This window comes from Streptomyces sp. JLBJ103 (assembly GCF_058215575.1).
The window spans coordinates 2669443-2694376 of record NZ_CM177089.1 but is presented as its reverse complement, the minus strand read 5'-3'; the positions used below and the strand labels follow the sequence as shown (position 1 = coordinate 2694376).

Genomic DNA, 24934 nt, shown 5'->3' with positions numbered 1-24934 from the left:
CCGGACCCCCCTCTTCCGTGAGGGGGGTCCGGGCTGTCGGCATGTCAGGAAGGTGTCAGTCAACAAATTATCCGGGGGGCAGCGTCCGGATATCGACACGATGGCTCCGCATGATGGGTTAACAGTCCGTTTCGCGGGTGTCTGTCAGTGGCGCTTTTGTCCGGATTTCGAAGCTCCGCGCGTAGATGATGTGACCAAAGCGAGACCCGGAGGGTGTGGTTTACGGGACGAGCGTGCTCAATCATGGGGTCCATTGAGCTCGGGTCAATGGGTCACACGCTGTGGGGAGCGCGGACCTACGAGCACATCTGGGGGGTTTCCGGTCCCTTTCGCTGTCAGGGGTGTCAGCGTGCTTTCCGGACGCCCCCTCTCGTAGTGACAGAGGACTCCTGAGGAGGCAAACCCATGCGCGGTGCCAAGAGCGCCAAGTGGGTCGCACTGGCTGCGGTTGTGGCGCTGGCCGCAACCGCCTGTGGTGGCGGCGACGACAGCGACAGCGGTAGCAACGACATGAACAAGGGGACGGCGGACCCGAACGGGATCCTGTCCGCCCAGCTGAGCGAGCCGCAGAACCCGCTGCAGCCGGCGAACGCCAAGGAGAGCCAGGGCAGTCGTGTCCTGAGGACGATTTTCTCCCAGCTTGTGGATTACGAGCCGGGCACCGGCAAGCTCGAGTACATCAACGCCGAGTCCGTCACGCCCAACAAGGACTCCTCCGTCTGGACCATCAAGCTCAAGCCGGGCTGGAAGTTCCACAACGGCGAGACCGTGACCGCCAAGTCCTACGTGGACGCGTGGAACTGGTCGGCCAACGTCAAGAACAACCAGACCAACTCCAGCTGGTTCCAGGACATCAAGGGCTACGGGGATGTCCACCCGGATAAGGGCAAGCCCACGGCCGACAAGATGTCCGGCCTCAAGATCGTCAATGATAACGAGTTCAAGGTCGAACTCACCAGCTCGGTCTCGTACTTCTCCTACAAGCTCGGGTACGACGTGTGGTCGCCGCTGCCCAGCGGCTTCTTCAAGGACCCCAAGGGCTACGGCGAGAAGCCGGTCGGCAACGGCCCCTACAAGTTCGTCTCCTGGGACCACAAGAAGCTGATCAAGGTCCGTAAGTTCGACGGCTACAAGGGTCCGAACAAGGCCAAGAACGGCGGCATCGACTTCAAGAACTACACCACCGCCGACGCCGCCTACTCGGACCTGCGCTCGAACAACCTCGACTGGATCGAGCAGATTCCGAACAATGCGCTGACCAACTACAAGACGGACCTGGGCAAGCGCGCGATCGACCAGGAGTACTCGGCCGTCCAGTCGATCGTCCCGGCCTTCTACACCGATCAGTTCAAGGACATCGACCCCAAGGTCATCCAGGGTCTGTCGATGGCGATCGACCGTGCCACCATCACCAAGACCGTGCTGCACGGCTCCCGTACCCCGGCCGACAGCTTTGTCGCCCGCGGTGTGCTCGGCTACAAGGCCGGCGCGCTGAAGGAGCAGGTCACCTACGACCCGAAGAAGGCCAAGGCCCTCATCAAGGAGGGTGGCGGCGTTCCCGGGAACAAGATCTCGATCCAGTACAACGCCGACCAGCCTCACAAGGACTGGGTCGACGCGGTCTGCAACAGCATCCGCAAGGCCGTCGGTGTCGACTGCGTCGGCGACTCCAAGCCCGACTTCCAGGCCGACCTGAACGCGCGTGACAAGCACCAGGTCAAGTCGATGTACCGCGGTGGCTGGGTGCTCGACTACCCGGTCAACTCCAACTTCATGAGGGACTTGTACGGCTCCAAGGCCGCCGGTAACACCAGCGGTTACGACAACAAGGAGTTCGACAAGCTCGCCAACAAGGCCGACAAGGCCGCGACCCTCGACGAGACCGTGAAGCTCTACCAGCAGGCGGAGCAGGTTCTCGCCAAGGACATGCCGGCGATCCCGCTGTGGTTCTACAAGGTCAACAGCGGCCAGTCCAACAAGATCCTGGGGAAGATTCCCTACGGTCAGGACGGCGACCCCATCTTCACCAACGTCCAGGTGAAGAAGAAGTAAGCATCGGGACCGCCGGCCGGTGCCGCCGCATCCTCTCCCCGGGGAGCGCGGCGGCACCGGCCCGCAGGCGTGAGGCCCGCGACCCTCTCCCCCCACCCCCGTGGAGCAGATGAGCCGTGGCCTCCGCCGCCCCCCAACGGCATGGAGGCATGATGGGGCGCTACGTCGCCAGGCGACTGCTCCAGATGATCCCGGTGTTCATCGGGACTACTCTGATCATTTTCCTCATGGTCCACGTCCTCCCGGGTGATCCCATCCGGGCGATGTGGGGAGACAAGGCCGCTGACCCCGCTCAGGTCGCGGCACTCCGCCATGAGTTCGGGCTCGACCAGCCCCTGTGGAAGCAGTACATCGATTACATGGCCGATCTCTTCCAGGGAGACTTCGGCAAGACCTTCGGCGGCCGTCCGGTCTCCGAGGAAATGAACATGGCCTTCCCGGTGACCCTCCGTCTCGCGGCGGTGGCCCTCACCATCGAGATGGTCATCGGCATCGGGCTGGGCGCCTGGGCAGGTCTCAAGGCGGGCAAGGCCGTTGACACCGGCGTGCTGATCTTCACGCTGATCGTCATCTCGATGCCGGTCTTCGTGATGGGCTATCTGGCCAGGTTCATCTTCGCCGATGAACTCGGCTGGCTGCCGCCCAACGTCCAGGACTCGGAGGACATCCAGCAGCTGCTGCTGCCGGGCTTTGTACTCGCGATGCTCTCGCTGGCGTACGTGGCCCGGTTGACCCGGACCACCTTCGCGGAGAACCTGCGCGCCGACTACATGCGCACCGCGCTGGCCAAGGGCCTGCCGCGGCGCCGGATCGTCGGTGTGCACCTGCTGCGCAACTCGCTCATCCCGGTGATCACCTTCCTCGGCACCGACATCGGCGCGCTCATCGGCGGCGCGGTGGTGACCGAGGGCATCTTCAACATCCAGGGCGTCGGCAACCTGCTGTACAAGGCGCTCGGACAGCGGGAGGGCACCACGATCGTCGGTGTGGTGACGATCCTGGTCCTCGTCATCCTGGTGATCAACCTGATCGTCGACCTGCTGTACGCGGTCCTGGACCCGAGGATTCGATATGTCTGAGCCGACGACAGGCACGGGACTCTCTCTCGGTGCCCCCGCTTCCCACGCCGACGCGGCGGCGGTCGGCACGGGCCTCTCGAAGAAGGACTCCGGACCCGGCAAGCCCCGCTCGCTGTGGGGCGACGCCTGGTACGAGCTGCGCCACCGGCCGCTGTTCTGGGTCTCCGCGGTGCTGCTCGTCGTGCTGCTGACCATCGCGGCGTTCCCCGGTCTCTTCACAGGGGCCGACCCGCGGGACGGCGATCTGACCAACCACTTCCTGACCAAGCCGGAGCTGACGCACTTCTTCCAGGCCGACTGGTTCGGCTACGACGTGCAGGGCCGCTCCATCTACGCCCGGGTCATCTACGGCACCCGCGCCTCGATCCTGGTCGGGGTCGGTGTGACAGCCATGGTCACCCTCTTCGGCGGTCTGGTGGGCATGCTGGCCGGATACTTCGGCGGCTGGCTCGACGCGATCGTCTCCCGTATCGTCGACGTCTTCTTCGGTCTGCCGTTCCTGCTCGGCTCGATGGTCGTGCTGAACGCGTTCACCGAGCGCAAGGTGTATGTGGTGATCGCGGCACTGGCCTTCCTGGGCTGGACCACCATCGCCCGGGTGATGCGCAGTTCGGTGATCACGGCCAAGCAGGCGGACTACGTCACCGCGGCGCGCGCGCTCGGCGCGGGCACCAGCCGGATCCTGTTCCGGCACGTCCTGCCCAACGCGCTCGCGCCCACCATCGTGGTCGCGACCATCTCGCTCGGCGCCTACATCTCCGCCGAGGCCACGCTGTCGTACCTGGGTCTTGGTCTGTCCGACCCGACGATCTCGTGGGGCATCGACATCTCGTCGGCCAAGGACGCCATCCGTGACAACCCGCACGTGATGCTGTTCCCGGCGGGGATGCTGAGCCTGACCGTGTTCGCATTCATCACGCTCGGCGACGCGGTGCGCGACGCCCTCGACCCCAAGCTGCGCTGAGGAGGGCGTACGTGACCACCATCGAGAAGACCACGAGCGCCACCGCCCGCACGGGCGAGGGTGACGACAGCACCCCGCTGCTGGAAGTCCGCGATCTGCATGTGGAGTTCCACACCCGGGAGGGCCTGGCCAAGGCCGTCAATGGCGTCAACTACAGCGTCCGCGCCGGTGAGACGCTCGCCGTGCTCGGCGAGTCCGGTTCCGGCAAGTCGGTGACCGCCCAGGCCATCATGGGCATCCTCGACATGCCGCCGGGGAAGATTCCGCAGGGTCAGATCCTGTACCGCGGCGAGGACATGCTCACCATGTCCAACGAGGAGCGCCGTAAGATCCGCGGCCGGAAGATCGCCATGATCTTCCAGGACGCGCTCTCGGCGCTCAACCCGGTGCTCTCCGTGGGCTACCAGCTGGGCGAGATGTTCCGCGTCCACCAGGGGCTGTCCAAGAAGGAGGCCAAGGCCAAGGCCATCGAGCTGATGGACCGGGTCCGTATCCCGGCGGCGAAGGAGCGGGTGAACGACTATCCGCACCAGTTCTCCGGCGGTATGCGCCAGCGCATCATGATCGCCATGGCGCTGGCCCTGGAGCCGGACCTGATCATCGCCGACGAGCCCACCACCGCCCTGGACGTCACCGTCCAGGCCCAGGTGATGGATCTGCTCGCCGAGCTCCAGCGCGAGTACAACATGGGCCTGATCCTCATCACCCATGACCTGGGTGTGGTGGCGGACGTCGCCGACAAGATCGCGGTGATGTACGCGGGCCGGATCGTGGAGACCGCGCCGGTGCACGAGCTCTACAAGCGCCCGGCCCACCCCTACACCCGGGGTCTGCTGGAATCCATCCCGCGGCTGGACCGCAAGGGCCAGGAGCTCTACGCGATCAAGGGTCTGCCGCCCAATCTGCTCAAGATCCCCTCGGGCTGTGCCTTCAACCCGCGCTGCCCCAAGGCGCAGGACATCTGCACCACCGAGATCCCGACGCTGGACCCGGTCACCGAGCAGGACGGCACGGAACTGCCGGGGCGCGGCAGCGCGTGCCACTTCTGGAAGGAGACCATCCATGGCTGACATCAAGAAGAACGCGGCCGCGGACCGGTCCGACGACGTCCAGGACGCCACCCCCAATGTCACGGAGGTGGACACGGTCGACGCGGCCACCGAAGAGGCGGCCGTGGAGGCCATCGAGGCGCCCGTCGAGCGCGGTGAGCCGATCCTCCAGGTGCGCAATCTGGTCAAGCACTTCCCGCTGACCCAGGGCATCCTGTTCAAGCGGCAGATCGGTGCGGTCAAGGCGGTCGACGGGATCTCCTTCGACCTCTACCAGGGCGAGACCCTGGGCATCGTGGGCGAGTCCGGCTGTGGCAAGTCCACCGTCGCCAAGCTGCTGATGACCCTGGAGACCGCCACCGCCGGTGAGGTCTTCTACAAGGGCCAGGACATCACCAGGCTGTCCGGCCGTGCGCTGCGGGCCGTCCGGCGCAACATCCAGATGGTCTTCCAGGACCCGTACACCTCGCTCAACCCCCGGATGACGGTGGGTGACATCATCGGTGAGCCGTACGAGATCCACCCGGAGGTCGCGCCCAAGGGCGACCGGCGGCGCCGGGTCCAGGAACTGCTGGACGTCGTGGGCCTCAACCCGGAGTACATCAACCGCTATCCGCACCAGTTCTCCGGCGGTCAGCGGCAGCGCATCGGGATCGCGCGCGGTCTCGCGCTCAACCCCGAGATCATCATCTGCGACGAGCCGGTCTCGGCGCTGGACGTCTCGGTGCAGGCGCAGGTGATCAACCTGATGGAGAAGCTCCAGGACGAGTTCAACCTGTCCTACGTCTTCATCGCGCACGACCTGTCCATCGTCCGGCACATCTCCGACCGGGTCGGTGTGATGTACCTGGGCAAGATGGCCGAGATCGGCAGCGACACCGAGATCTACGACCACCCGACGCACCCCTACACCCAGGCGCTGCTGTCGGCGGTCCCGGTCCCGGACCCGGAGTCGCGCGAGGGCCGGGAGCGGATCATCCTCGCGGGCGATGTGCCCTCGCCGGCCAACCCGCCCTCTGGCTGCCGCTTCCGCACCCGCTGCTGGAAGGCGGAGGACAAGTGCGCCAAGGAGGTGCCGCTGCTCGCCGTCCCGGAGCGGTTCGCGGGCACTGACACCCCGGCCGCCCACGAGTCGGCGTGCCACTTCGCGGAGGAGAAGGACGTCGTGCACGCCTGATCCGCGCTGAGCGACATCGCACGAGGGCGCCCGGACCGTATCGACACGGTCCGGGCGCCCTCGTTGCGTCGTCCGGAAGACGTCCCCGCCCCGCCGGTTCCCGGGCGGTGCCACGGACAGCCGCGGTGGAGGTGCGGGCCGTCCGGCCCCGGGATGTCATAGGGGCCTAAGGCGGATCTTGGACCGGATCCTCGGGAGGCGCCATGCGCACCGCATCGCACCGCAGGCGTACCCGTCGCACGCTGGCCGCCGGATGTGCGACGGCTCTCGTGGGAGTGGTCGCGCTGACCGCCACGGGCTGCGGCGGCGGGGACAGCGGCTCCGGCTCGGGAATCGTCCGCTCCTCCTGGGGCGACCCGCCCAATCCCCTGGAACCGGCGAACACCAATGAGGTCCAGGGCGGCAAGGTGCTGGATATGATCTTCCGCGGGCTCAAGACGTACGACCCGGGGACCGGTGCGGCCAAGGACGCGCTCGCGGACCGGATCACTACCTCCGACCAGCGCAACTACACCGTCACCATCAAGGCCGGCCGGCGCTTCGCCAACGGCGAGAAGGTGACCGCCCGGTCCTTCGTGGACGCGTGGAACTACGGCGCCCTGCTCGACAACAAGCAGCGCAACGCCTACTTCTTCGAGTACATCGAGGGGTACGACAAGGTCCACCCCGCAGCCGGCTCCCCGACCGCGAAAACACTCTCCGGACTGCGGGTCAAGGACGACCGCACCTTCACCGTCCGGCTCACCCAGAAGTTCTCCACCTGGCCGAAGACGCTCGGCTACAACGCCTATGTACCGCTGCCCCGGGCGTTCTTCACCCACCACGCCGCCTGGCTGAAGCGTCCCGTCGGCAACGGCCCGTACAAGGTGGCGTCCTACACCAAGGGCGCGGTGATGAAGCTGCGCGCCTGGGACGGCTACTCCGGCCCCGACAAAGCCCGGAACAAGGGCGTCGACCTGCGGGTCTACACCGACTCCAACACCGCCTACACCGATCTCCAGGCGGGCAATCTCGACCTGGTGGACGATGTCCCGGCGCAAGCGCTGAAGTTCGTCCGCAACGACCTCGGCGACCGCTACATCAACCAGCCCGCCGGGATCATCCAGACCCTCACCTTCCCGATGTACGACAGCGCCTGGCGCGGCCCCGCCAAGGCGAAGCTGCGCCGTGGCATCTCGATGGCCATCAACCGGAAGCAGATCACCGAACGGATCTTCCGCAACACCCGTACCCCCGCCACCGACTGGACCTCACCGGTGCTGCGGCGCGAGGGCGGCTACCGGCCGGGGCTGTGCGGTGACGCCTGCACCTACGACCCGAAGCGCGCCCGCAAGCTGATCGAGGCGGCGGGCGGGCTGCCCGGCGGCCGGATGACCATCACGTACAACGCGGACACCGGCTCGCACAAGGACTGGATCGACGCGATCTGCAACAGTGTCAACAACACGCTCCACAGCGACCGGGCGTGTGTCGGCAAGCCGGTCGGCACCTTCGCGGACTACCGCAACAAGATGGCCGGGAAGCAGATGACCGGGCCGTTCCGCGCGGGCTGGCAGATGGACTACCCGCTGATCCAGAACTTCCTCCAGCCCCTGTACTACACCGGTGCCTCCTCCAATGACGGCCACTGGAGCGACACCGCCTTCGACAAGCTGGTCAACCAGGCCAACGCCGCCTCCGCCACGGGCGCGGCGATCAGCTCCTTCCAGGACGCGGAGAAGATCCTCGCCGAGCAGATGCCCGCCATCCCGCTGTGGTACCAGAACGGCAGCGCGGGCTACTCGGAGCGGCTGAGCGAGGTGGCCCTCAACCAGTTCAGCGTCCCGGTCTACCACCAGATCAAGGTCAGCTGACCATGGGCCGCTATGTGCTCCGGCGGCTGTTGCAGATGATCCCGGTGTTCATCGGCAGTACCTTCCTGATCTTCTTCATGGTCTACGCGCTCGGCGACCCGGTGGCCGCGCTCTTCGGCGACAAGGCCCCCGACCCGGCCACCGCCGCCCGTATCCGCAAGGACCTCTACCTCGACGAGCCGCTGTGGAGCCAGTACGTCCACTACATGGGGCAGGTGTTCAGCGGGAACTTCGGCACCGCCTTCAACGGACAGCCGGTCACCGAGCTGATGGCCGGGGCCTTTCCGGTCACCTTGCGGCTGACCGTGGTGGCCGTCGTCTTCGAGATGGCGCTCGGCGTCACCCTCGGCGTCCTCAGCGGACTGCGCCGCGGCCGGGGCCTGGACACCTCGGTCCTGCTGCTCACCCTGGTCGTGGTCGCCATCCCGACCTTCGTCAGCGGCACCGTGCTCCAGTATCTGGTCGGGGTGCGGTGGGGGCTGGCCCCGCCGTCGGTCTCGCCGGAGGCGCCGTTCACCCAACTGCTGCTGCCCGGTGTGGTGCTGGGGCTGGTCTCGCTCGCGTACACCACCCGGCTCACCCGCACCTCCGTGGTGGAGAACGCCCGCGCCGACTACGTGCGGACCGCCGTTGCCAAGGGGTTGCCACGGCACCGGATCGTCACCCGCCATCTGCTGCGCAACTCGCTGATCCCGGTGGTGACCTTCCTCGGCATCGACATCGGCGCGCTGATGGGCGGGGCCATCGTCACCGAGCGGATCTTCAACATCCACGGTGTGGGCTACCAGCTCTACCAGGGCATCCTGCGCCAGAACTCACCGACCGTGGTCGGCTTCGTCACCATCCTGGTGATCGTCTTCCTGCTCGCCAACCTCTTTGTCGACCTCCTCTACGCCGTGCTCGACCCGAGGATCCGCTATGCCTGAGCCCTTTGAGACGCAGCTCGACATGACCGAGGCGCTCGCGCCGGCCGGGGGCGGCGGCGGGCCGGTGGCCGCCTCCGGCGCCGACACCCTCCAGGGCGGCGGCCCCCCGCGGACACCGCGCGGGCTGCCCTGGCGCCGCCCCTTCCGCACCGGCGGCGGCCTGCCCGGCAGCCGCGGGCTGTGGTCGGACGCCTGGCACGATCTGCGCCGCAACCCGGTCTTCATCGTCTCCGCGCTGGTGATCCTCTTCCTCGTCACCATCGCCATCTGGCCGCAGCTGATCGCCGACGGCAATCCCTACCAGGGGGATCTGTCCAAGGCCCAGGAGGGCCCGGCGCCCGGCCACCCCTTCGGCTACGACCTCCAGGGCCGCGACGTCTACACCCGCACCGTCTACGGCGCCCGCGCCTCCATCACCGTCGGTATCTGCGCCACCGCCGGGGCCGCCCTGCTCGGCAGTGTGCTGGGCGGGCTCGCCGGATTCTTCGGCGGCTGGTGGGACGCGCTGCTCTCCCGGCTCGCCGATGTCTTCTTCGGCATCCCGATCCTGCTGGGCGGACTGGTCTTCCTGTCCGTCGTCACCAGCGGCTCGGTCTGGCCGGTGGTCGGCTTCATCGTGCTGCTGGGCTGGCCGCAGATCTCCCGGATCGCCCGCGGCTCGGTGGTCACCGTCAAACAGCACGACTACGTACAGGCGGCGCGGGCCCTGGGGGCGAGCAGCGGACGGACCCTGCTGCGCCATATCGCGCCCAACGCGGTCGCCCCGGTGATCGTGGTGGCGACCATCGCCCTGGGCACCTACATCGCCCTGGAGGCGACGCTGTCCTTCCTCGGCGTGGGACTCAAACCGCCCACCGTCTCCTGGGGGATCGACATCTCCTCCGCCTCCTCCCAGATCCGCAACGCCCCGCACATGCTGCTGTGGCCCGCGGGCGCGCTCAGCGTCACCGTGCTCGCCTTCATCATGCTCGGCGACGCCGTGCGCGACGCCCTGGACCCCAAGCTGCGCTGAGCGCGCCGAGCCGACCTGAGCGGCGCCGCGCCGAGGAGCCCCCACCACGCGTCAGGAGCCCGCCGACCGCCCCGAGGAGCCGAACGTGACCCAAGCGCCGGACGTGACCCGCCTGCTGGACGTACGCGACCTCCGGGTCGAATTCCGCACCCGGGACGGCGTCGCCGAGGCCGTCGGCGGGGTCAGCTACGGCGTGGACGCGGGCCGGACGCTGGCCGTGCTGGGCGAGTCCGGCTCCGGCAAGTCGGTGACCGCCCAGGCCGTCATGGGCATCCTCGACTCCCCGCCCGCCTTCGTCACCGGCGGCCAGGTCCTCTTCCGCGGGCGGGACCTGCTGACCATGAGCCCGCGGGAGCGGCGCTCGGTACGCGGCGCCTCGATGGCGATGATCTTCCAGGACGCGCTGTCGGCCCTCAACCCGGTGCTGACGGTGGGCGCCCAGCTCGCCGAGATGTACGAGGTGCACCGCGGGATGTCCCGCAAGGACGCCCGGACGCGGGCGGTCGAGCTGATGGACCGGGTCCGCATCCCCGCGGCGAAGGCGCGGGTGAACGACTATCCGCACCAGTTCTCCGGCGGGATGCGCCAGCGCATCATGATCGCCATGGCGATCGCCCTGGAGCCCGAGCTGATCATCGCCGATGAACCCACCACCGCCCTCGATGTCACCGTCCAGGCCCAGGTGATGGATCTCCTCGACGAACTGCGCCGCGAGTACGCGATGGGGCTGATCCTCATCACCCATGACCTCGGGGTGGTCGCGGACGTCGCCGACGAGATCGCGGTGATGTACGCGGGCCGGATCGTGGAGACCGCGCCGGTCCAGGAGCTCTACCGGCGCCCGGCCCATCCGTACACCCGCGGACTGCTGGACTCCATTCCCCGTGTGGACCACAAGGGCAAGGAGCTGTACGCGATCAAGGGCCTGCCGCCCAGCCTGCTCACCGTCCCCACCGGCTGCCCCTTCCACCCGCGCTGCCCGCGCGCCCAGGACATCTGCCGCACCGAACGCCCGCCGCTGTACGAGGTGCCGGACGCGACGGACACCGTCGCACCTGGCCGGGCCAGCGCCTGCCACTTCTGGAAGGACGAACTCGATGCCTGAGCAGCCCGCCGAGCCCGCCGAGCCCGCCGAGCCCGTTCTCGAGGTGCGCGACCTCGCCAAGCACTATCCGCTCACCCGGGGCGTCCTGTTCAAACGGCGGATCGGCGCGGTCCGGGCCGTCGACACCGTCTCCTTCGACCTGCGGCGCGGCGAGACGCTCGGCATCGTCGGCGAATCCGGCTGCGGCAAATCCACCGTCGCCCGGCTGCTGGTCAACCTGGAGCGGCCGACCGCCGGGGCGATCCGCTACCGCGGCGAGGACATCAGCCGGCTCTCCGGCCGGGCGCTCAGCCAGGTCCGGCGCAACATCCAGATGGTCTTCCAGGACCCGTACACCTCGCTCAACCCCCGGATGACCGTGGGCGACATCATCGGCGAGCCGTACGAGATCCACCCCGACGCCGCGCCCAAGGGCGACCGCCGACGCCGGGTCCAGGAACTGCTGGACGTCGTCGGCCTCAACCCCGAGCACATCAACCGCTATCCGCACCAGTTCTCCGGCGGCCAGCGGCAGCGCGTCGGCATCGCCCGCGGCCTCGCCCTCCGGCCGGAGGTCATCGTCGCCGACGAACCGGTCTCCGCGCTCGATGTCTCCATCCAGGCACAGGTGGTGAACCTGATGGAGCGGCTCCAGGACGAGTTCGGCCTCTCCTACGTCTTCATCGCCCACGACCTGTCGGTGGTGCGGCACATCTGCGACCGGGTGGCGGTGATGTACCTGGGCCGCTTCGCGGAGACCGGCACCGACACCGAGATCTACGAGCATCCGACCCACCCCTACACCCAGGCCCTGCTGTCCGCCGTCCCGGTCCCCGACCCCGCCGCCCGCGCCCGCCGCACCCGCATCCTGCTCTCCGGCGACGTCCCCTCCCCGGCCGCCCCACCCTCCGGCTGCCGCTTCCGCACCCGCTGCTGGAAGGCCCAGGACCGCTGCGCCGTGGAGGTACCGGCATTGGCCGTCCCCGAGGCGTTCCGCACCACCGACGGCCCGGCCGCCCACGCCTCGGCCTGCCACTTCGCGGAGGAGCGCGTCGCTGTGGCGCACCGTTAGCCCCAGCGCACCCGGCGGAACGCGCCCGGGACGCCCGCGGCGAAGGGTCCACCTGCCACCGGACCAGCGCCGGGCTCGCTGTGGTCAGTCCCGGGTTGCGCCCTCTGGCCAGATCACCCGGGTGCGGACACCGGTGCGCTCGGCGTAGGACACGACGTCAGCCGTGCCGCCATACCCGCGCGCGGGCTGCCCGTCCCAGACCGCCACCAGTTCGTCCACGACGCCCACCAGGATTTCGCTCCCCGCCATATGAGCCTGCGAGTCCGACTCCACCAGCCCGGCGTGGTGGAGATCGGCGGCCCGTTGAATCAGACGGTCGTAGGTCTGGTGGTGCTCCTCCGGCAGCCCCTCGCGGTACTTCTCCGCGGGGATCACCACCTCGAGTGAGCCGTCGGCGTCAAGCACCATCTCAGCAAACCAGCAGTCGGGGCCATCGGCGATGCATGAGACCGCCACCAGATCAGGCCCATGGCGCTCGACTTCTTCGCGGAGTGCTCGGCGGACCAGTCGCTCAGTCTGTGGGGGCAGGCCGCGGTGTCCGGTGATGCCGACTCGCATGGTCCGTTCCTCTCGTGATCACAGGTAGATGCCGTGCAGACGGTCGTCGATGTGCAGGACCGTCTGAGCCCGCGGGCACGCTCGATGATCCGGCTGCACATCTGTCTCAGTTCAGAGCCTTCTCGATAGCCTCGAAGATGTCGGCGTCAGTCTCCTGCTGCCAGTCGGGCATCTCCGGCCAGTCCGCCACGTATCCCGGCTTGGGGTTCTCGAAGTGCTTGAACATCTGCGCGGTCCAGCACGTCGCGACGAACCGGCTCTTCTGCTCGCGTGACAGTCGCGAGGCTTGACCACCACTCACAGAGAGGAACTGGCGGACCTGTTCGTACACGGCTCCAGCGGCTTCACGTTCCCACTCGGGTGTGTCCTCCCACGGGGTCACATAGCCGGCCTTCGGTTCACCGGGGAAGTGGGCCCGCACCCCAGCGATCCACGCCTCGCGGAACACCTGTGCGCCTTCGATCTGAGACATGTGTATTCCTCCCATCACGTCCTGCTCAATGCGTCGATCTCTGCCCCCAGCGCGGCCACCCGGCCATCGCGGACCACGTGGTCGAGCTCGGCTCGCAGCATGCGGAGTCTACGGGCGACATAGCCGGAGGAAGATTCTTGCGCAAGCTGCACGGCTTCACGGCCGAATGAGACGACCTGGTCAGGATCGCGACGCCGCGCACCGATGAGAGCGAGATCGACGAGGACAGCCCCTCGGCGACGGAAGGACTGCCCGGCGGCCAGCGCGTCTTGGTCAAGGGCGGCAGTGAGGGTCTTTTCGGCGAGATCGAGGCGTCCGAGCTGTGCGTAGCGGGCTCCTCGCTCTTCAGCCAGACGTGCGCCGTCGAACCGTAGCCAGCCGCCGTTGTGCCCGCAGTCGGCCAGATGAACGACGTTCTCAGCCTCGTCCAAGGCGCGTTCACACGCCGTGAGGTCGCCCAAGCCTGCATGGACCTCGGCCTGCACGGATGCGACCCAATGGCGCGTCGACAGCGTGCTGTCGCCCCGCCTGGCGACCCTTTCGGCAGCCGACAGGAGGTCCGCAGCCTCCCTGTAGCGACGCTCGTAGACATCGACATAGGCGTGCCGGACCAGTGCACAGGCCCAGAGATCGAAGTCTCCCGCCTCTTTGCTCGCCGACGCGGCGGCGGAGTATGAAGCGACCGCATCCGTGTATCGGTTGTTGTCGAAGGCCAGTTCTCCGGCGAGTTGGAAGAGATCGCCCGCAGCGCTGCACAGTGCCTGAGACTGTGTGGCTGAACGCCCGGTGAGCGCCTTGTTCATGGCGGCGAGCTGGTCACGCACGACCGGTACGACCGACCCCTTGGCGCGTGCGAGCTGGTACACCTGCCACAGGTGCCCATTCATCCGTAAGAAATCCGCGGCCCCTCGGCTCACCCCCTCGTCGAGCCTTTCGGCCTCGTCGGGAGGGAGGGGTGTGTCTGCTCCAATTACCGCTATCGCGCGCAGGAATTCGCGTCGGATCATGTCCTCGGTGTCTCCCGGGCTGTCGTCGTCGCTGAGCGGCGCCCCTACGGACTCCTGGGGCAAAGGTTCCGGCTGCGCTCCGTGCGTTACTAAGGCGTCCAGGTCGGCGAGGTCGACTTGTAGCACCTCTGCCAGCTGGGGGCGTAAGGGAGGCTGAGGCGCGTTCCTTCCGCTCTCCCAGCGGCTGACCGTCGTGCGGTCGACGCCGAGCGCATGTGCAAGCGATTCCTGACTGTAGCCCAGGACCTTCCGCCGTTGAGCAAGGTCCACTCCCAGCCCCCTCCCGTCTGTGTGGCCGGTGCATCCGGTGCACGGATGTGCATCAAGAGTGCCGCATCGATGCCGTGGAGGTATTCCTCTCGCGGCGGTTCCCTTGACGGTGTCAGCGATGCCGACAAGGGCAAGGGCAGCGAGGGGTGCAAGCTATGGAGAAGCAGAGCCTCAGAGTATCTGACTCCGTTGATTTGGACGCGATCAAGACGGCGATCAGCGGAGCCCTGGCCGAGCAGTCGGTGTTGCCGCCGTACGACGAACTGTGTGAATTACACAGGGCCTTGGTGGGACACATTGAGGTACTGATGCCTGTCGCGGGCCAAGCGGATTGATGGCATGTGGCATGGCTCGGTGGAGTGGTACCAGAGGCGTAGCAAACTGGACACCATTCCACACGAGGTGACGCAGGGGCTCGGCGCCGGATTGCAGTCCGCCGCGTGGCGTGCGAAGACCTTGGGCTACACCTGTAGGTGGCTCCTGGAGGTCTCCGGGCTGTCGAGCTCCGGAGAAGCGGAGGGGGCGTGACACGGCTCGTCGGCTTCGTGTGCCGCTTCGCCGGCCCGCTCTACGTCTTCGTGATCGCCGTCAGTATCGGCCTGGTCTTGGCCCTGGCGGCTGCCCAATGACTCTCGTCTCCGGTCGCTGTTGCGACTGGGGCCGGGGGAGTTGTTCCACCACCGCAGTGACACCACAACCGAGGGAGTAGTTATGGCATGGGGTACCGGCAAGGGTGACAGTGGCGGCGACGGGAAGCATGCGGGGAAGAAGGACCCGGGTACGTCGGCGCCGTCACCGGACACGGCCCAGCCCAAGCAGCCGCCGAAGCACGGGAAGTAGAGCGCGCCTGGTGATGGTGAACAACGGAGCTGAGCAGATCGCCATGCGCGGTCTGCTCGGCACTCTCGAGGAAACGCTGTCCGGGGCGCTCGCGCCGGAGTGGGAACGGGCATTCTGGGCTGTGCCCCGGCACGCGTTCTTGCCGGAGAAGGTGTGGGTGGGGGATGACCTGGCAGCCTGCACCAAGAGTGCGGATCCGTCGGCTTGGCTCCATGCGGCCTACGCGGACGGCCCGGTGGTGACGCAGATCAACGACGGTGTCGATCCGGGCGATGGCGAGCGTTGGCCCTCGTCGTCGGCGTCGGCACCTTCCATCGTCTTCCGCATGCTCACCATGGCGCGCGTGGCGAACGGGCACCGCGTGCTGGAGATCGGGACGGGCACGGGCTGGAACGCCGCCCTCCTGTCGCATCGGCTGGGTGCGGGGTTGGTGACCACGGTAGAGGTGGATCCCGCTCTGGCCGCGCAGGCTGCGACCAGCCTCAAGGCTGCTGGCCTGGAGCCGCGGGTCGTCACCGGTGACGGCGCGGCCGGATGCGCGGCAAGCGCTCGGTATGACCGGGTGATTGCCACCTGTTCGGTGCGGCAGGTGCCCCGTGCGTGGGTGGAGCAGACGAGACCGGGCGGGGTGATCCTGACCCCGTGGGAGTCGCCGTGGTTCTGCTACGGCCTGTTGCGGCTGACGGTGGACGGGCGGGGGCTGGCATCGGGGTGGTTCTCTCCGCACTCGGCGTTCATGCTCATGCGCAACCAGCGCACCGACCTGCGGATCTACCGGGATGTGGTCCGGGACGAGCACGTACCTGCCGAGTCGGTCACCCGCCTGTCGCCATGGGCAGTGACTGGGGACGATTGGGCGGCGCAGTTCGCCATCGGGCTTCAGCTCCGGAACGTATGGCGGACCTGGCACAACAACCCCGACGTGGACGGGGTGGTTTCCCGGCTGTGGCTGGCCACCACCGACGCCGCGTCCTGGGCGGCCGTCGACTGGGACGGCCGGAGCGCTGATCGGTTCACGGTCTGGGAGCACGGCCCCCGTCGCCTGTGGGCCGTGGTCGAGGCCGCTTATGAATGGTGGCGGTCCATGGGCAGCCCAGGGCCGGACCGCTTCGGCATGACGATCACGCCCGAAGGCAAGCACACGGCTTGGCTGGATTTCCCGGAGCAGCTGGTGCCCGACCTGAGCTGACCGGAATCATCCGAGGCTTCACCCTCGCCGTCACAACAATTACCGTCGCGGGCATGGGCGATGACCAATCCGTGGAGATCCGGCTCGGCATCTACGCGACCGAGGAGACCGCCGCCGGGCTGGCCGCGGCCTGTGGGCGGCTGCTGGGGGCTCGGGGGCTGGGGTACCGGGTGTCGGTGGTTGGGGCGGGGGAGTTGACGGGCGGGGGCGACGGGATGTCGCTCGGGGCGTTCTACGAGGACCTCGTCGAGCAGTGGCGGCTGAGCCATCCCGGGGCGGACCCCGGGGCGCGGGCCGTGTGGGAGATCCGGGTGGCGCTGTCCTCCGTCCCGGCGGCCGGGACGGAGGGACTGCGCGCCGAGCTGGCGCGGGTCATCTGCCCGGATCCCGGGCACCGTTCGCCCTGTGAGGTGCCCTGGGCCTCGTACGCCACCGGGTGAACCGCGTCCACCACATAAGCCCGGGTCAGTCCTTGCTGACGTCCTCCGCCGCGATCAGTGCCGGGTCCAGGACGATGTCCTGGCCGCGGGCCTCCAGGGTGGGGTCCTCGGGGAAGTGGCAGGCGGACAGATGGCCTTCGCGGTTGCCGGGGATCCGCAGCAGTGGGGGCTCTTCCCGGGCGCACTTGTCCTGCGCCTTCCAGCAGCGGGTGCGGAAGCGGCAGCCCGAGGGCGGCTGGATGGGGGAGGGGACGTCCCCGGCGAGCCGGATGCGCTCCCGGCGGGCCGCCGCTGAACCGTTGTCTTCCCCGGCGTCCTCGCCCGCGTCCATGACGGCCGCCGCGTCCGGGACCGCGGAGAGCAGGGCGTGGGTGTACGGGTGGCGGGGGCGGCGGTAGATGGAGTCGCGGTCGCCGACCTCCACCACCTTGCCCAGGTACATCACCGCGACCCGCTGTGAGAAGTGTCGTACGACCGCCAGGTCATGGGCGATGAACAGGAAGGCGATGCCCAGCTCGCGCTGGAGCTGCCGGAGCAGATTGACGACCTGCGCCTGGATGGAGACATCGAGCGCGGAGACCGGTTCATCGGCCACGATCAGCTTGGGTTCGAGGGCGAGCGCGCGGGCGACCCCGATGCGCTGCCGCTGGCCGCCGGAGAACTCGTGCGGAAACCGGTTGTAGTGCTCGGGGTTGAGCCCGACGGTCTCCAGCAGCTCCCGTACCCGCGCCTCCCGGCCGCCCGGCGGACGGATGCCGTTGATCTCCATCGGGCCGGAGATGATGGTGCCCACGGTCTGCCGGGGGTTCAGCGAGGAGTACGGATCCTGGAAGATCATCTGGATCTCGGAGCGGATCGGCGCCAGCTGTTTGCGGTCCGCGTGGGTGATGTCCCGGCCCCGGTAGTGGAGCGTCCCGGCGGTGGGCTCCAGCAGCCGGGTCAGCAGTCGCCCGGTGGTGGACTTGCCGCAGCCGGACTCGCCGACCAGGCCGAAGCTCTCGCCCGCGCGTACGGCCAGATCCACCCCGTCGACCGCCTGGACGGCCCCGACCTTCCGCCGGATCGGAAAGCCGCCCATGATCGGGAAGTGTTTGGTCAGCTTCTCGGCGACCAGGAGGGGTTCTCCTGCCAGGAGGGGTTCCCCGGCCGCGATCGGCGAAGCGTCGGGCACAGTGCTCATGGTCAACGGCTCCCTAGCCCCGGCCAAGACGGGGCTTGATCTGCTCGGTGAAGAGGGTCTGCTTCCGCTCGTCCGTGAGGTGGCAGGCGCCGCCCCGCCGCTCCGGCAGCACCGGCCGCTCGGTCCGGCAGCGGTCGCCGTCCACCTCGCCGGTGAAGGCGCACCGCGGATGGAACGGACAGCCCGGGGGCGGGCTGAGCAGGCTGGGCGGGGTGCCGGGGATGGGGCTCAGCGGTTCGTCGACGTCGGAGGAGAGCCGTGGCATCGACCCCAGCAGCCCCCAGGTGTACGGATGCCGGGGCGCCCGCAGCACCTCGCGGACGGTGCCCCGCTCCACCGCCCGGCCCGCGTACATCACCAGCAGATCGTCGGCGGTGTTGGCGACCACGCCCAGATCGTGGGTGATGAGGATGATCGCGGAGCCGAACTCCTGCTGGAGGTCCTTGAGCAGATCCAGGATCTGGGCCTGGACGGTGACATCGAGGGCGGTGGTCGGCTCGTCGGCGATCAGCAGATCGGGGTTGCAGACCAGCGACATGGCGATCATTGCGCGCTGCCGCATCCCGCCGGAGAACTGGTGCGGATAGTCGTCCACCCGCAGTGCGGGGTTGGGGATGCCGACCTTCCGCAGCATCTCCACCGCCCGCGCGCGGGCCTCGCGCTTGGAGGCGCCGGTGTGTTTGCGGAACGGCTCGGCGATCTGGCGGCCCACCGTGTAGTACGGGGACAGCGCGGTCAGCGGATCCTGGAAGATCATTGCCATGGTGTTGCCGCGCAGGGTCTCCAGGGTGCGTTCCGGCGCGCCGGTCAGCTCCCGGCCGTCGAGCAGGATCTCGCCGCGGACCTCGGTGGTGCGCGGATCGTGCAGTCCGAGCACGGTGAGGTTGGTGACGGACTTGCCGGAGCCGGACTCGCCGACGATGCCGAGCGTCCGGCCGCGTTCGAGGTCGAAGGAGAGTCCATCGACGGCCTTGACGACGCCGTCCTCGGTGGAGAAGCGGACGTACAGGTCGCGCACCGACAGAAAGGCGGAGCCGGGGTCGGCCGGTGGCGTCGTGCCGCCGTCGTCGGGTTTGGTGAGGGTGGTCATCTCGGCAGGCTCCTAGGCGAGGCGCACGCGCGGGTCGATGAAGGCGTAGGCGGCGTCGACCAGGATGTTGAACACCACGATGGCCGCGGCGCTGACCAGCATCACCCCCATCAGCATGGGCAGATCGGTCAGCTGGACGGACTCCACCGCCAGCCGTCCGATGCCGTGCAGGGTGAAGGTGTACTCGGTGACCATCGCCCCGCCGAAGAGCGATCCGAGGTCGATGCCGAAGATGGTGACGATGGGGGCGATGGCGCCGCGCCAGGCGTAGCGGAAGAACACCGTGCGGCTGGACAGCCCCTTGGCGCGGGCCGTGCGGACGTGGTCCTCCTGCAACTGCTCGACCATCTGGGAGCGGGTCATCCGGCTGTAGTTGGCCATGAAGATCAGCGACAGCACCAGCCAGGGCAGCAGCATCCCGCTGAACCACTTCGCCGGATCGTCGGTGATGGCGTGGTACGCGGGCTGCTCCATGATGCCGAGGCCGCTGACGAACCAGGCCAGACAGAGCACCCCGACGAAGTAGATCTGCATGGACGCGCCGAGCAGCGACAGCGAGCTGACGAACTTGTCCACCCAGGTGCCGCGCCGCCAGGCCGCGATCATGCCGATGCCGACGCCGAACACCAGGAACACCGCGGCGCCGCCGACGGCCAGCGAGAGGGTGGTGGGGAAGCGGTCCACGATGGTGCCCCAGACCTGTTCCTGGCTGACGAAGGAGTAGCCGAAGCAGGGGGCGTCACAGTGGCCGACGGCGAAGTCGCGCCCCACGAAGATCCCCACCATGAACTTCGCGTACTGGACCGGGACCGGCTGGTCCAGGCCGAGGTTCTTGTTGATGATCGCGAGCGATGTCGGGTCGCAGTTCTTGCCGCAGGCGAGCCGCGCGGGTTCGGCGGGCAGGGCGAAGAAGAGGAAGAACGTGATCGCGCTGATCAGGAGGAGGATCACGATCGCGCCGAGGGTCCGGCGGGCGAGGAATCTCAACATGGCGTCGGGGATCTTCCGGTAAGGGCGGGCCCCGGCCGCGCCGCGCGGGCGCCGGTGACGGCGTGGTACGCGGCGCGGCCGGGTTCCGTGCGGCCGCTGCTACTTGACGAAGACGGCCGTGGGGTCCACGGCTCCGTAGACCGCGTGGTACTTCACTCCGCCGAGACCCGGGCCCCAGAGGGTGAACAGCCGGTTGTAGAAGGTCGGCACCGCGGGTACCTCTTCGGTGAAGATCTTCTCGCTGAGCTTGATCCACTCGGTGGTGGCCTTGTTCAGATCGCTGAGCTTCTCGACCCGGGCGATGTCCTTGTTGATCCACGGGACATCGAGGTGGGAGTAGTTCGGGGAGTCGTTGTAGACGTTCTTGCCGTCGTACAGCGGCGGGACCACGGTCGAGGCGGAAGGCCAGTCGGCACCCCACGAGGACCGGTAGAGGTCGTACTTGTTGTCGACCTTGCCGACCTGTGTGTAGTAGGTGGTCTGGTCGATCTCCTTCTTCTGGACCTTGAATCCGGCGCGTTCCAGGGCCCGTTCGACGACCAGCGAGGCGTCCTGGTGGGCGTCGCCGTTGCCGTAGCCGTAGACCAGTTCGTAGCCGTCCTTGCCCGCTTCCTTCAGCAGCTGCCGGGCCTTCTTGGCGTTGCCGCCGGGGTACTTGCGCTTCTGGAACGGGTCGAAGGAGGGGTCGTAGCCCTTGAGGGTCGGCCCGACCAGACCGCCGCCGATCTCACCGGCCTTCGGACCGCCGAACTGCTGGAGGTACTGACCGCTGGGGAACGCCCAGGCGATCGCCTCGCGCACCTTCTTGTCTTTGACGCGATCGGTGTTGATCGAGACGACATCCACATAGGGCTGCGTTTTGGTCAGCGACCGGGCCATCGCCTCCTTGTTCTTGAGGACCGAGGAGATCTGCGAGGGGTCGACCGGGTTGGTGAACGTCATCCCGTTCCGGTCGCCGCCCTTGGCGGCCTGGAGCCGGCGGGTGGAGTCCACCCACTGGTGGCCGAAGTTGACGTCGAAGGTGTCGACGTACTGATGGCGTATCGAGTCGGTCTTGGGGTCCCACTGCGTGTTCTTGACGAACTCGATGCCCTTGCCCGGCTTGAAGTTCCGGATCTTGTAAGGGCCGGAGGCCAACGGCGCCTTGTCGTACTTCTCCTTGGTGTCCTTCTCGGGCGGGACCGCGCCGATGTTGGGCATGGCCACCGCGAAGGGCACCTCGGCGCGCGGCTGGTCGAAGTGGAAGATGACGGTCTTGTCGTCCGGGGTGTCCAGCACCGTCTTCGGCAGATGCTTGCCCTTGTACGGGCCGTCCGGCAGCGCCTTGCGGTACTTCTGGCCGTCCCCGGAGAGCCACTGCTGGAGATAGGTCGGGCCGTTGGTCTCGAAGGGGGCGTAGAGCCGCTCGATGGCGTGCCGCACGTCCTTGGAGGTGATCGGCGAGCCGTCCTCGAACTTCAGCCCGTCCTTGAGGGTGTAGGTCCAGGTACGGCCGCCGTCGGAGGACTTGCCGGTGTCGGTGGCGAGGTCGCCGACCAGCGTGACCTTGCCCGTCTTGTCGTCGATCCGGTAGTTGGTCAGGGTGCGGTTGTAGAGGGTCTGCATGATCAGCTCATCGCTGACATAGATCTGCCCCGGGTCCAGATGCTCGAACGCGTCCCGCTGGAGCACCGTCACCGTGCCGCCCTTCTTGGCGCCCGGCAGGTCCTTGGCGGGGCCCGTGGAGTCGGCGGTGGTGCCCAGGGTGATGTCCTGGGACTTCATCTTCGGCTCCGTGGACTCCTTGGGGTCCGAGCCGCCCCCGCTGCTGCATCCGGCCAGCGCCAGGGCCCCCGCGGCCAGGGCGACGGCGATGGTGCGGGCTCTGCGCCGGTGGTTCAACGTCATGGTGGTCATGCACCTGCCTCGTCGAAACGGAACACTCTGCCGTTATCTGCCTCTGCCGTTCTGCCTCTGCCGTATCTCCGGCCCCGGATCAGCGGGTGGTCTTCGGGTCCATCGCGTCCCGGACCGAGTCCCCGAGCAGGTTGAAGGCGACCACGAAGACCACCATGGCGATGCCGGGGAAGAACATGTAGGTGATGTCGCCCTCGTAGAAGTTGGCGCCCTTGGCGAACATCCGGCCCCAGTCGGGGGTCGGTTCGACCACCCCGACCCCGAGGAAGGACAGCGCCGCCTCGGCCGTCACGAAGTTCGGCAGCATCAGCGTGGCCTGCACCAGGATCGGGGTGCCGAGGTTGGGCAGCAGCTCCTTGCGGACGATCCGCCACGGTGAGGCACCGGTCACCTTGGCCGCCTCGACGAACTCCCGCTCCCTCAGCGAGAGCACCTGCCCGCGCAGCAGCCGGGCCAGCTGCATCCAGCCCAGCAGCCACAACACCACCACCAGGGCGGTCACCCGGAAATAGGTGGGCGTCTCCTTCTGCGGGCTGACGAACAGCGCGGTGACCACCGGCATGAAGGCGACGAAGAACAGCTGCTGCGGAAAGGACAGCAGCAGATCGATGAGTCGGCCCAGGAGGTAGTCGGTACGGCCGCCCATATAGCCCGCGAGCACGCCGATCACGATGCCGGTGAGCGTGGACAGCACGGTCGCGGCCAGCCCGATCAGCAGCGAGGTGCGGATGCCGTACACCAGCTGCATCAGCACATCGCGGCCCAGCTTGGGTTCGATACCGAACCAGAACTCGCCGTCGATACCGCCGTTGGGCTTCATCGGATAGCCGGTGAGCGGGTCCAGCAGCTCGGGGCGGTCCAGGCCGTAGGTGGTGTACGCATCCTTGCCGTACAGCGACGCGATCAGCGGCGCCAGCAGGGCGACGACGAAGAAGAACAGCACCACACCGGCGGAGATCACACCGGCCCGGTCCCGCCGGAAACGCCGCCACATCAGCTGACGGGGTGACAGACCGGCCGGAGTCTTGCCCTCCGCGGCCGGGGCGGCTTTCTCGGCCACGGTGGTCTGGGATGGACTCGTCATCGCGTAGCGACCCCCCGCACTGGTGTCACACCGTCAACTCGCGTTGTTTACGCGCGTCTATCGCTGCCCGCCCGCTGTGGTCGTGCGTGCGTGCCGGGTTGAGCGGACTGTCGCAACCCTTGAACTGCCCAGTCAAGATGCGTACGAGGGCGGATGTGCCGGTCATCCCAGTCTTGAGCGAACATTTGGCAGATCGACGTGACCACGTGCTTGACAGTGATCGGTCACCCCGGGCAAACCATGGCCTTTGCGCCGTAACTGCCGTCACACACAGGCAACTTCACTGTCCCAACACCGAAATGAGGACGCGTCAGACTGGATCGCGTACGGGCCGTGCGGGTGCCGTAAACCGGCCGGGGTGCGCCATGTCGCCCCGGCCGGTCACGATCCGTGGGTCACTTCCTGCCATGGCGGTTGACCGGGGTGTGAGGTGGGGCAGACCTACGGCTATGGGGCAGGGACGGATACTTACCCGCGGAGCGCGCGTCTTCGGCGCGCTCGTCTGCGCGGTGCTCGGGTTGATCTCGCTGGCGTGGATCATCCACGACCTGGACAAGGCCGAAGAGCCGGACCATCTGTGGTGGACCTGGGCGGGGATGCCGTTCCGGGCCTCGGGCTCGGTCTTCGGCTCCTCGCTGCTGGATCTTGTCCTGCTGGCGCTCTACGCGGCCGTCGGGGTCACCGCCCTGCGCTCCTCGTCCGCCGCGGGCGCGCTGGGGACGGTGGCGGTGGTGACCGTGGTGGTGCGGCTGCCGAGTCTGTGGAACCTCGACGCCGACTGGATGCAGGGCATCCCCGACGATCTCAAGACCCGCGCCGAGCTGACCGCGTGGGCCGGGGTGGTGCTCGGCGGGCTGCTGCTGGCCACGGTGGCCGCGGCGCGCCGCCCGGCCGACCTCGACCCGCCCGGCGGCCTCCACACCACCGCCGACCAGCCGCCGGGGCGGCCCGCGCCGGGCGCGGCGGTCACCGCCGCGCTGTTCCTGGGGGCCATCGCGGTGGCCCTGGGCGGCTGGCAGATCTACTGGGCCCAGGAGCGCGGCTGGGACGTCTACAAGCATCTGCTGAGCGGCAAGCACACCCTGATCACCCTGCTGGCCGCGCCCGCCGCCTGGACGGTGTGGGCGGTGATCGCCCTGGCGCTGACCGCCGCCGGTACCGCGCTGGCGCGGGCGCCGCTGTCCCGTCCGCTGGGTATGACGGCGGGGGCGCTGCTGCTGGGCGACGGCATCAGTGAAGCCTCGCTCTACATCAAGCTGGACTACGTCGACCACATCGACGACCTGCCGACGGTGGGGGTGCTCAGCGTGCTCACCGCCTTCGTCGAGGCGCTGGCGGGGCTGGTCGCGCTCCTTGTGCTGGCGCGGCGGCCGTGGGGCGACCCCTCGCCCCCGCTCCCGGCGTACGGCGGCTACGGCTACGGCTACGGAGACGGGTACGGGTACCCGGGCGGGTACGCCGACGCCGCGCCCGGGGGTTACGGCGCCGGTCCCGGGGGTTACGGCGACGGCGGTCCCGGCGGGGGCTACGACGGCGGCCACGGCGGCGGCTACGCCCCGCCGCCGCCCGTCACCCCGCCGTCCGCCCCGCCGCCGCCCGCCGCGCCCCCGCCGCCCCCGGGCTGGTAGCGGTAGCGGCGGGCCGGCTGCG

At 68.2% G+C, this 24934-nt stretch carries 22 protein-coding genes; 14 read left to right on the top strand and 8 right to left on the bottom strand.

Annotated features, from left to right (window positions below; all coding sequences use genetic code 11):
• Nucleotides 1-405 precede the first annotated feature (405 nt).
• The 10 genes from AC4BEG_RS11630 to AC4BEG_RS11585 all read left to right on the top strand — a co-directional run bounded on the left by AC4BEG_RS11630 (nt 406) and on the right by AC4BEG_RS11585 (nt 12268).
• Nucleotides 406-2052, top strand: a complete 1647-nt coding sequence (locus tag AC4BEG_RS11630; protein WP_490705806.1) for a peptide ABC transporter substrate-binding protein — start codon at nt 406-408, stop codon at nt 2050-2052.
• 152 nt (nt 2053-2204) lie between these two features.
• Nucleotides 2205-3131, top strand: a complete 927-nt coding sequence (locus AC4BEG_RS11625; RefSeq protein WP_490707062.1) for an ABC transporter permease — start codon at nt 2205-2207, stop codon at nt 3129-3131.
• Nucleotides 3124-4095 carry an ABC transporter permease gene (locus tag AC4BEG_RS11620; RefSeq protein ID WP_490705805.1) on the top strand — a complete coding sequence of 324 codons (972 nt, stop codon included), beginning with the start codon at nt 3124-3126 and terminating at the stop codon, nt 4093-4095. The genes AC4BEG_RS11625 and AC4BEG_RS11620 overlap by 8 nt, the downstream gene beginning before the upstream one ends.
• Before the next feature lie 11 nt (nt 4096-4106).
• Nucleotides 4107-5165 carry an ABC transporter ATP-binding protein gene (locus AC4BEG_RS11615; RefSeq protein ID WP_490705804.1) on the top strand — a complete coding sequence of 353 codons (1059 nt, stop codon included), beginning with the start codon at nt 4107-4109 and terminating at the stop codon, nt 5163-5165.
• Nucleotides 5158-6321 (top strand): ABC transporter ATP-binding protein, encoded by a 1164-nt coding sequence (locus tag AC4BEG_RS11610; protein WP_490705803.1) that lies wholly within the window; start codon nt 5158-5160, stop codon nt 6319-6321. The genes AC4BEG_RS11615 and AC4BEG_RS11610 overlap by 8 nt, the downstream gene beginning before the upstream one ends.
• Before the next feature lie 203 nt (nt 6322-6524).
• Nucleotides 6525-8174: a peptide ABC transporter substrate-binding protein gene (locus tag AC4BEG_RS11605; RefSeq protein ID WP_490705802.1), complete on the top strand. Its 1650-nt coding sequence runs from the start codon at nt 6525-6527 to the stop codon at nt 8172-8174.
• Nucleotides 8175-8176: 2 nt separating this feature from the next.
• Nucleotides 8177-9100, top strand: coding sequence for an ABC transporter permease (locus tag AC4BEG_RS11600; protein WP_490705801.1), 924 nt, complete (start codon nt 8177-8179; stop codon nt 9098-9100).
• Nucleotides 9093-10112, top strand: a complete 1020-nt coding sequence (locus tag AC4BEG_RS11595) for an ABC transporter permease (protein ID WP_490705800.1) — start codon at nt 9093-9095, stop codon at nt 10110-10112. The genes AC4BEG_RS11600 and AC4BEG_RS11595 overlap by 8 nt, the downstream gene beginning before the upstream one ends.
• Nucleotides 10113-10215: 103 nt before the next feature.
• Nucleotides 10216-11217, top strand: coding sequence for an ABC transporter ATP-binding protein (locus AC4BEG_RS11590; RefSeq protein WP_490707061.1), 1002 nt, complete (start codon nt 10216-10218; stop codon nt 11215-11217).
• A complete protein-coding gene (locus AC4BEG_RS11585; RefSeq protein WP_490705799.1) occupies nt 11210-12268 on the top strand; it encodes an ABC transporter ATP-binding protein in 1059 nt (352 codons plus the stop codon). Before AC4BEG_RS11590 ends, AC4BEG_RS11585 begins: the two co-directional genes overlap by 8 nt.
• 84 nt (nt 12269-12352) lie before the next feature.
• On the opposite strand, the gene AC4BEG_RS11580 is transcribed toward AC4BEG_RS11585, so the two are convergent.
• From AC4BEG_RS11580 to AC4BEG_RS11570, 3 genes are all read right to left on the bottom strand, one after another.
• Nucleotides 12353-12775, bottom strand: coding sequence for a hypothetical protein (locus AC4BEG_RS11580; protein ID WP_490707060.1), 423 nt, complete (start codon nt 12773-12775; stop codon nt 12353-12355).
• Nucleotides 12776-12932: 157 nt separating this feature from the next.
• Complete coding sequence (locus AC4BEG_RS11575) at nt 12933-13298, bottom strand: hypothetical protein (protein ID WP_490705798.1); 366 nt, start codon at nt 13296-13298, stop codon at nt 12933-12935.
• A gap of 14 nt (nt 13299-13312) precedes the next feature.
• Nucleotides 13313-14575 (bottom strand): helix-turn-helix transcriptional regulator, encoded by a 1263-nt coding sequence (locus AC4BEG_RS11570; protein ID WP_490705797.1) that lies wholly within the window; start codon nt 14573-14575, stop codon nt 13313-13315.
• Nucleotides 14576-14730: 155 nt separating this feature from the next.
• Between AC4BEG_RS11570 and AC4BEG_RS11565 the strand changes: the two genes are divergently transcribed.
• From AC4BEG_RS11565 to AC4BEG_RS11555, 3 genes are all read left to right on the top strand, one after another.
• The gene (locus tag AC4BEG_RS11565; protein ID WP_490705796.1) at nt 14731-14910 is read left to right on the top strand and encodes a DUF6415 family natural product biosynthesis protein; all 180 of its coding nucleotides are present in this window, start codon (nt 14731-14733) and stop codon (nt 14908-14910) included.
• Nucleotides 14911-15428: 518 nt separating this feature from the next.
• Nucleotides 15429-16604, top strand: a complete 1176-nt coding sequence (locus AC4BEG_RS11560) for a methyltransferase domain-containing protein (protein ID WP_490707059.1) — start codon at nt 15429-15431, stop codon at nt 16602-16604.
• A gap of 53 nt (nt 16605-16657) precedes the next feature.
• The gene (locus AC4BEG_RS11555; protein ID WP_490705795.1) at nt 16658-17044 is read left to right on the top strand and encodes a hypothetical protein; all 387 of its coding nucleotides are present in this window, start codon (nt 16658-16660) and stop codon (nt 17042-17044) included.
• Nucleotides 17045-17069: 25 nt separating this feature from the next.
• Here the strand turns inward: AC4BEG_RS11555 and AC4BEG_RS11550 are convergent, their stop codons facing one another.
• From AC4BEG_RS11550 to AC4BEG_RS11530, 5 genes are all read right to left on the bottom strand, one after another.
• Entirely contained in the window at nt 17070-18224 is a 1155-nt protein-coding gene (locus AC4BEG_RS11550; RefSeq protein ID WP_490705794.1) for an ABC transporter ATP-binding protein, read from the bottom strand.
• A gap of 13 nt (nt 18225-18237) precedes the next feature.
• Complete coding sequence (locus AC4BEG_RS11545; RefSeq protein ID WP_490705793.1) at nt 18238-19314, bottom strand: ABC transporter ATP-binding protein; 1077 nt, start codon at nt 19312-19314, stop codon at nt 18238-18240.
• Nucleotides 19315-19326: 12 nt separating this feature from the next.
• Nucleotides 19327-20304 (bottom strand): ABC transporter permease, encoded by a 978-nt coding sequence (locus AC4BEG_RS11540; protein ID WP_490705792.1) that lies wholly within the window; start codon nt 20302-20304, stop codon nt 19327-19329.
• Nucleotides 20305-20403: 99 nt separating this feature from the next.
• Entirely contained in the window at nt 20404-22191 is a 1788-nt protein-coding gene (locus AC4BEG_RS11535; RefSeq protein ID WP_490705791.1) for an ABC transporter substrate-binding protein, read from the bottom strand.
• Between the two features lie 88 nt (nt 22192-22279).
• Complete coding sequence (locus AC4BEG_RS11530; protein ID WP_490705790.1) at nt 22280-23284, bottom strand: ABC transporter permease; 1005 nt, start codon at nt 23282-23284, stop codon at nt 22280-22282.
• 449 nt (nt 23285-23733) lie between these two features.
• On the opposite strand from AC4BEG_RS11530, the gene AC4BEG_RS11525 reads away from it, so the two are divergent.
• Nucleotides 23734-24912, top strand: coding sequence for a hypothetical protein (locus AC4BEG_RS11525; protein WP_490705789.1), 1179 nt, complete (start codon nt 23734-23736; stop codon nt 24910-24912).
• Nucleotides 24913-24934 lie beyond the last annotated feature (22 nt).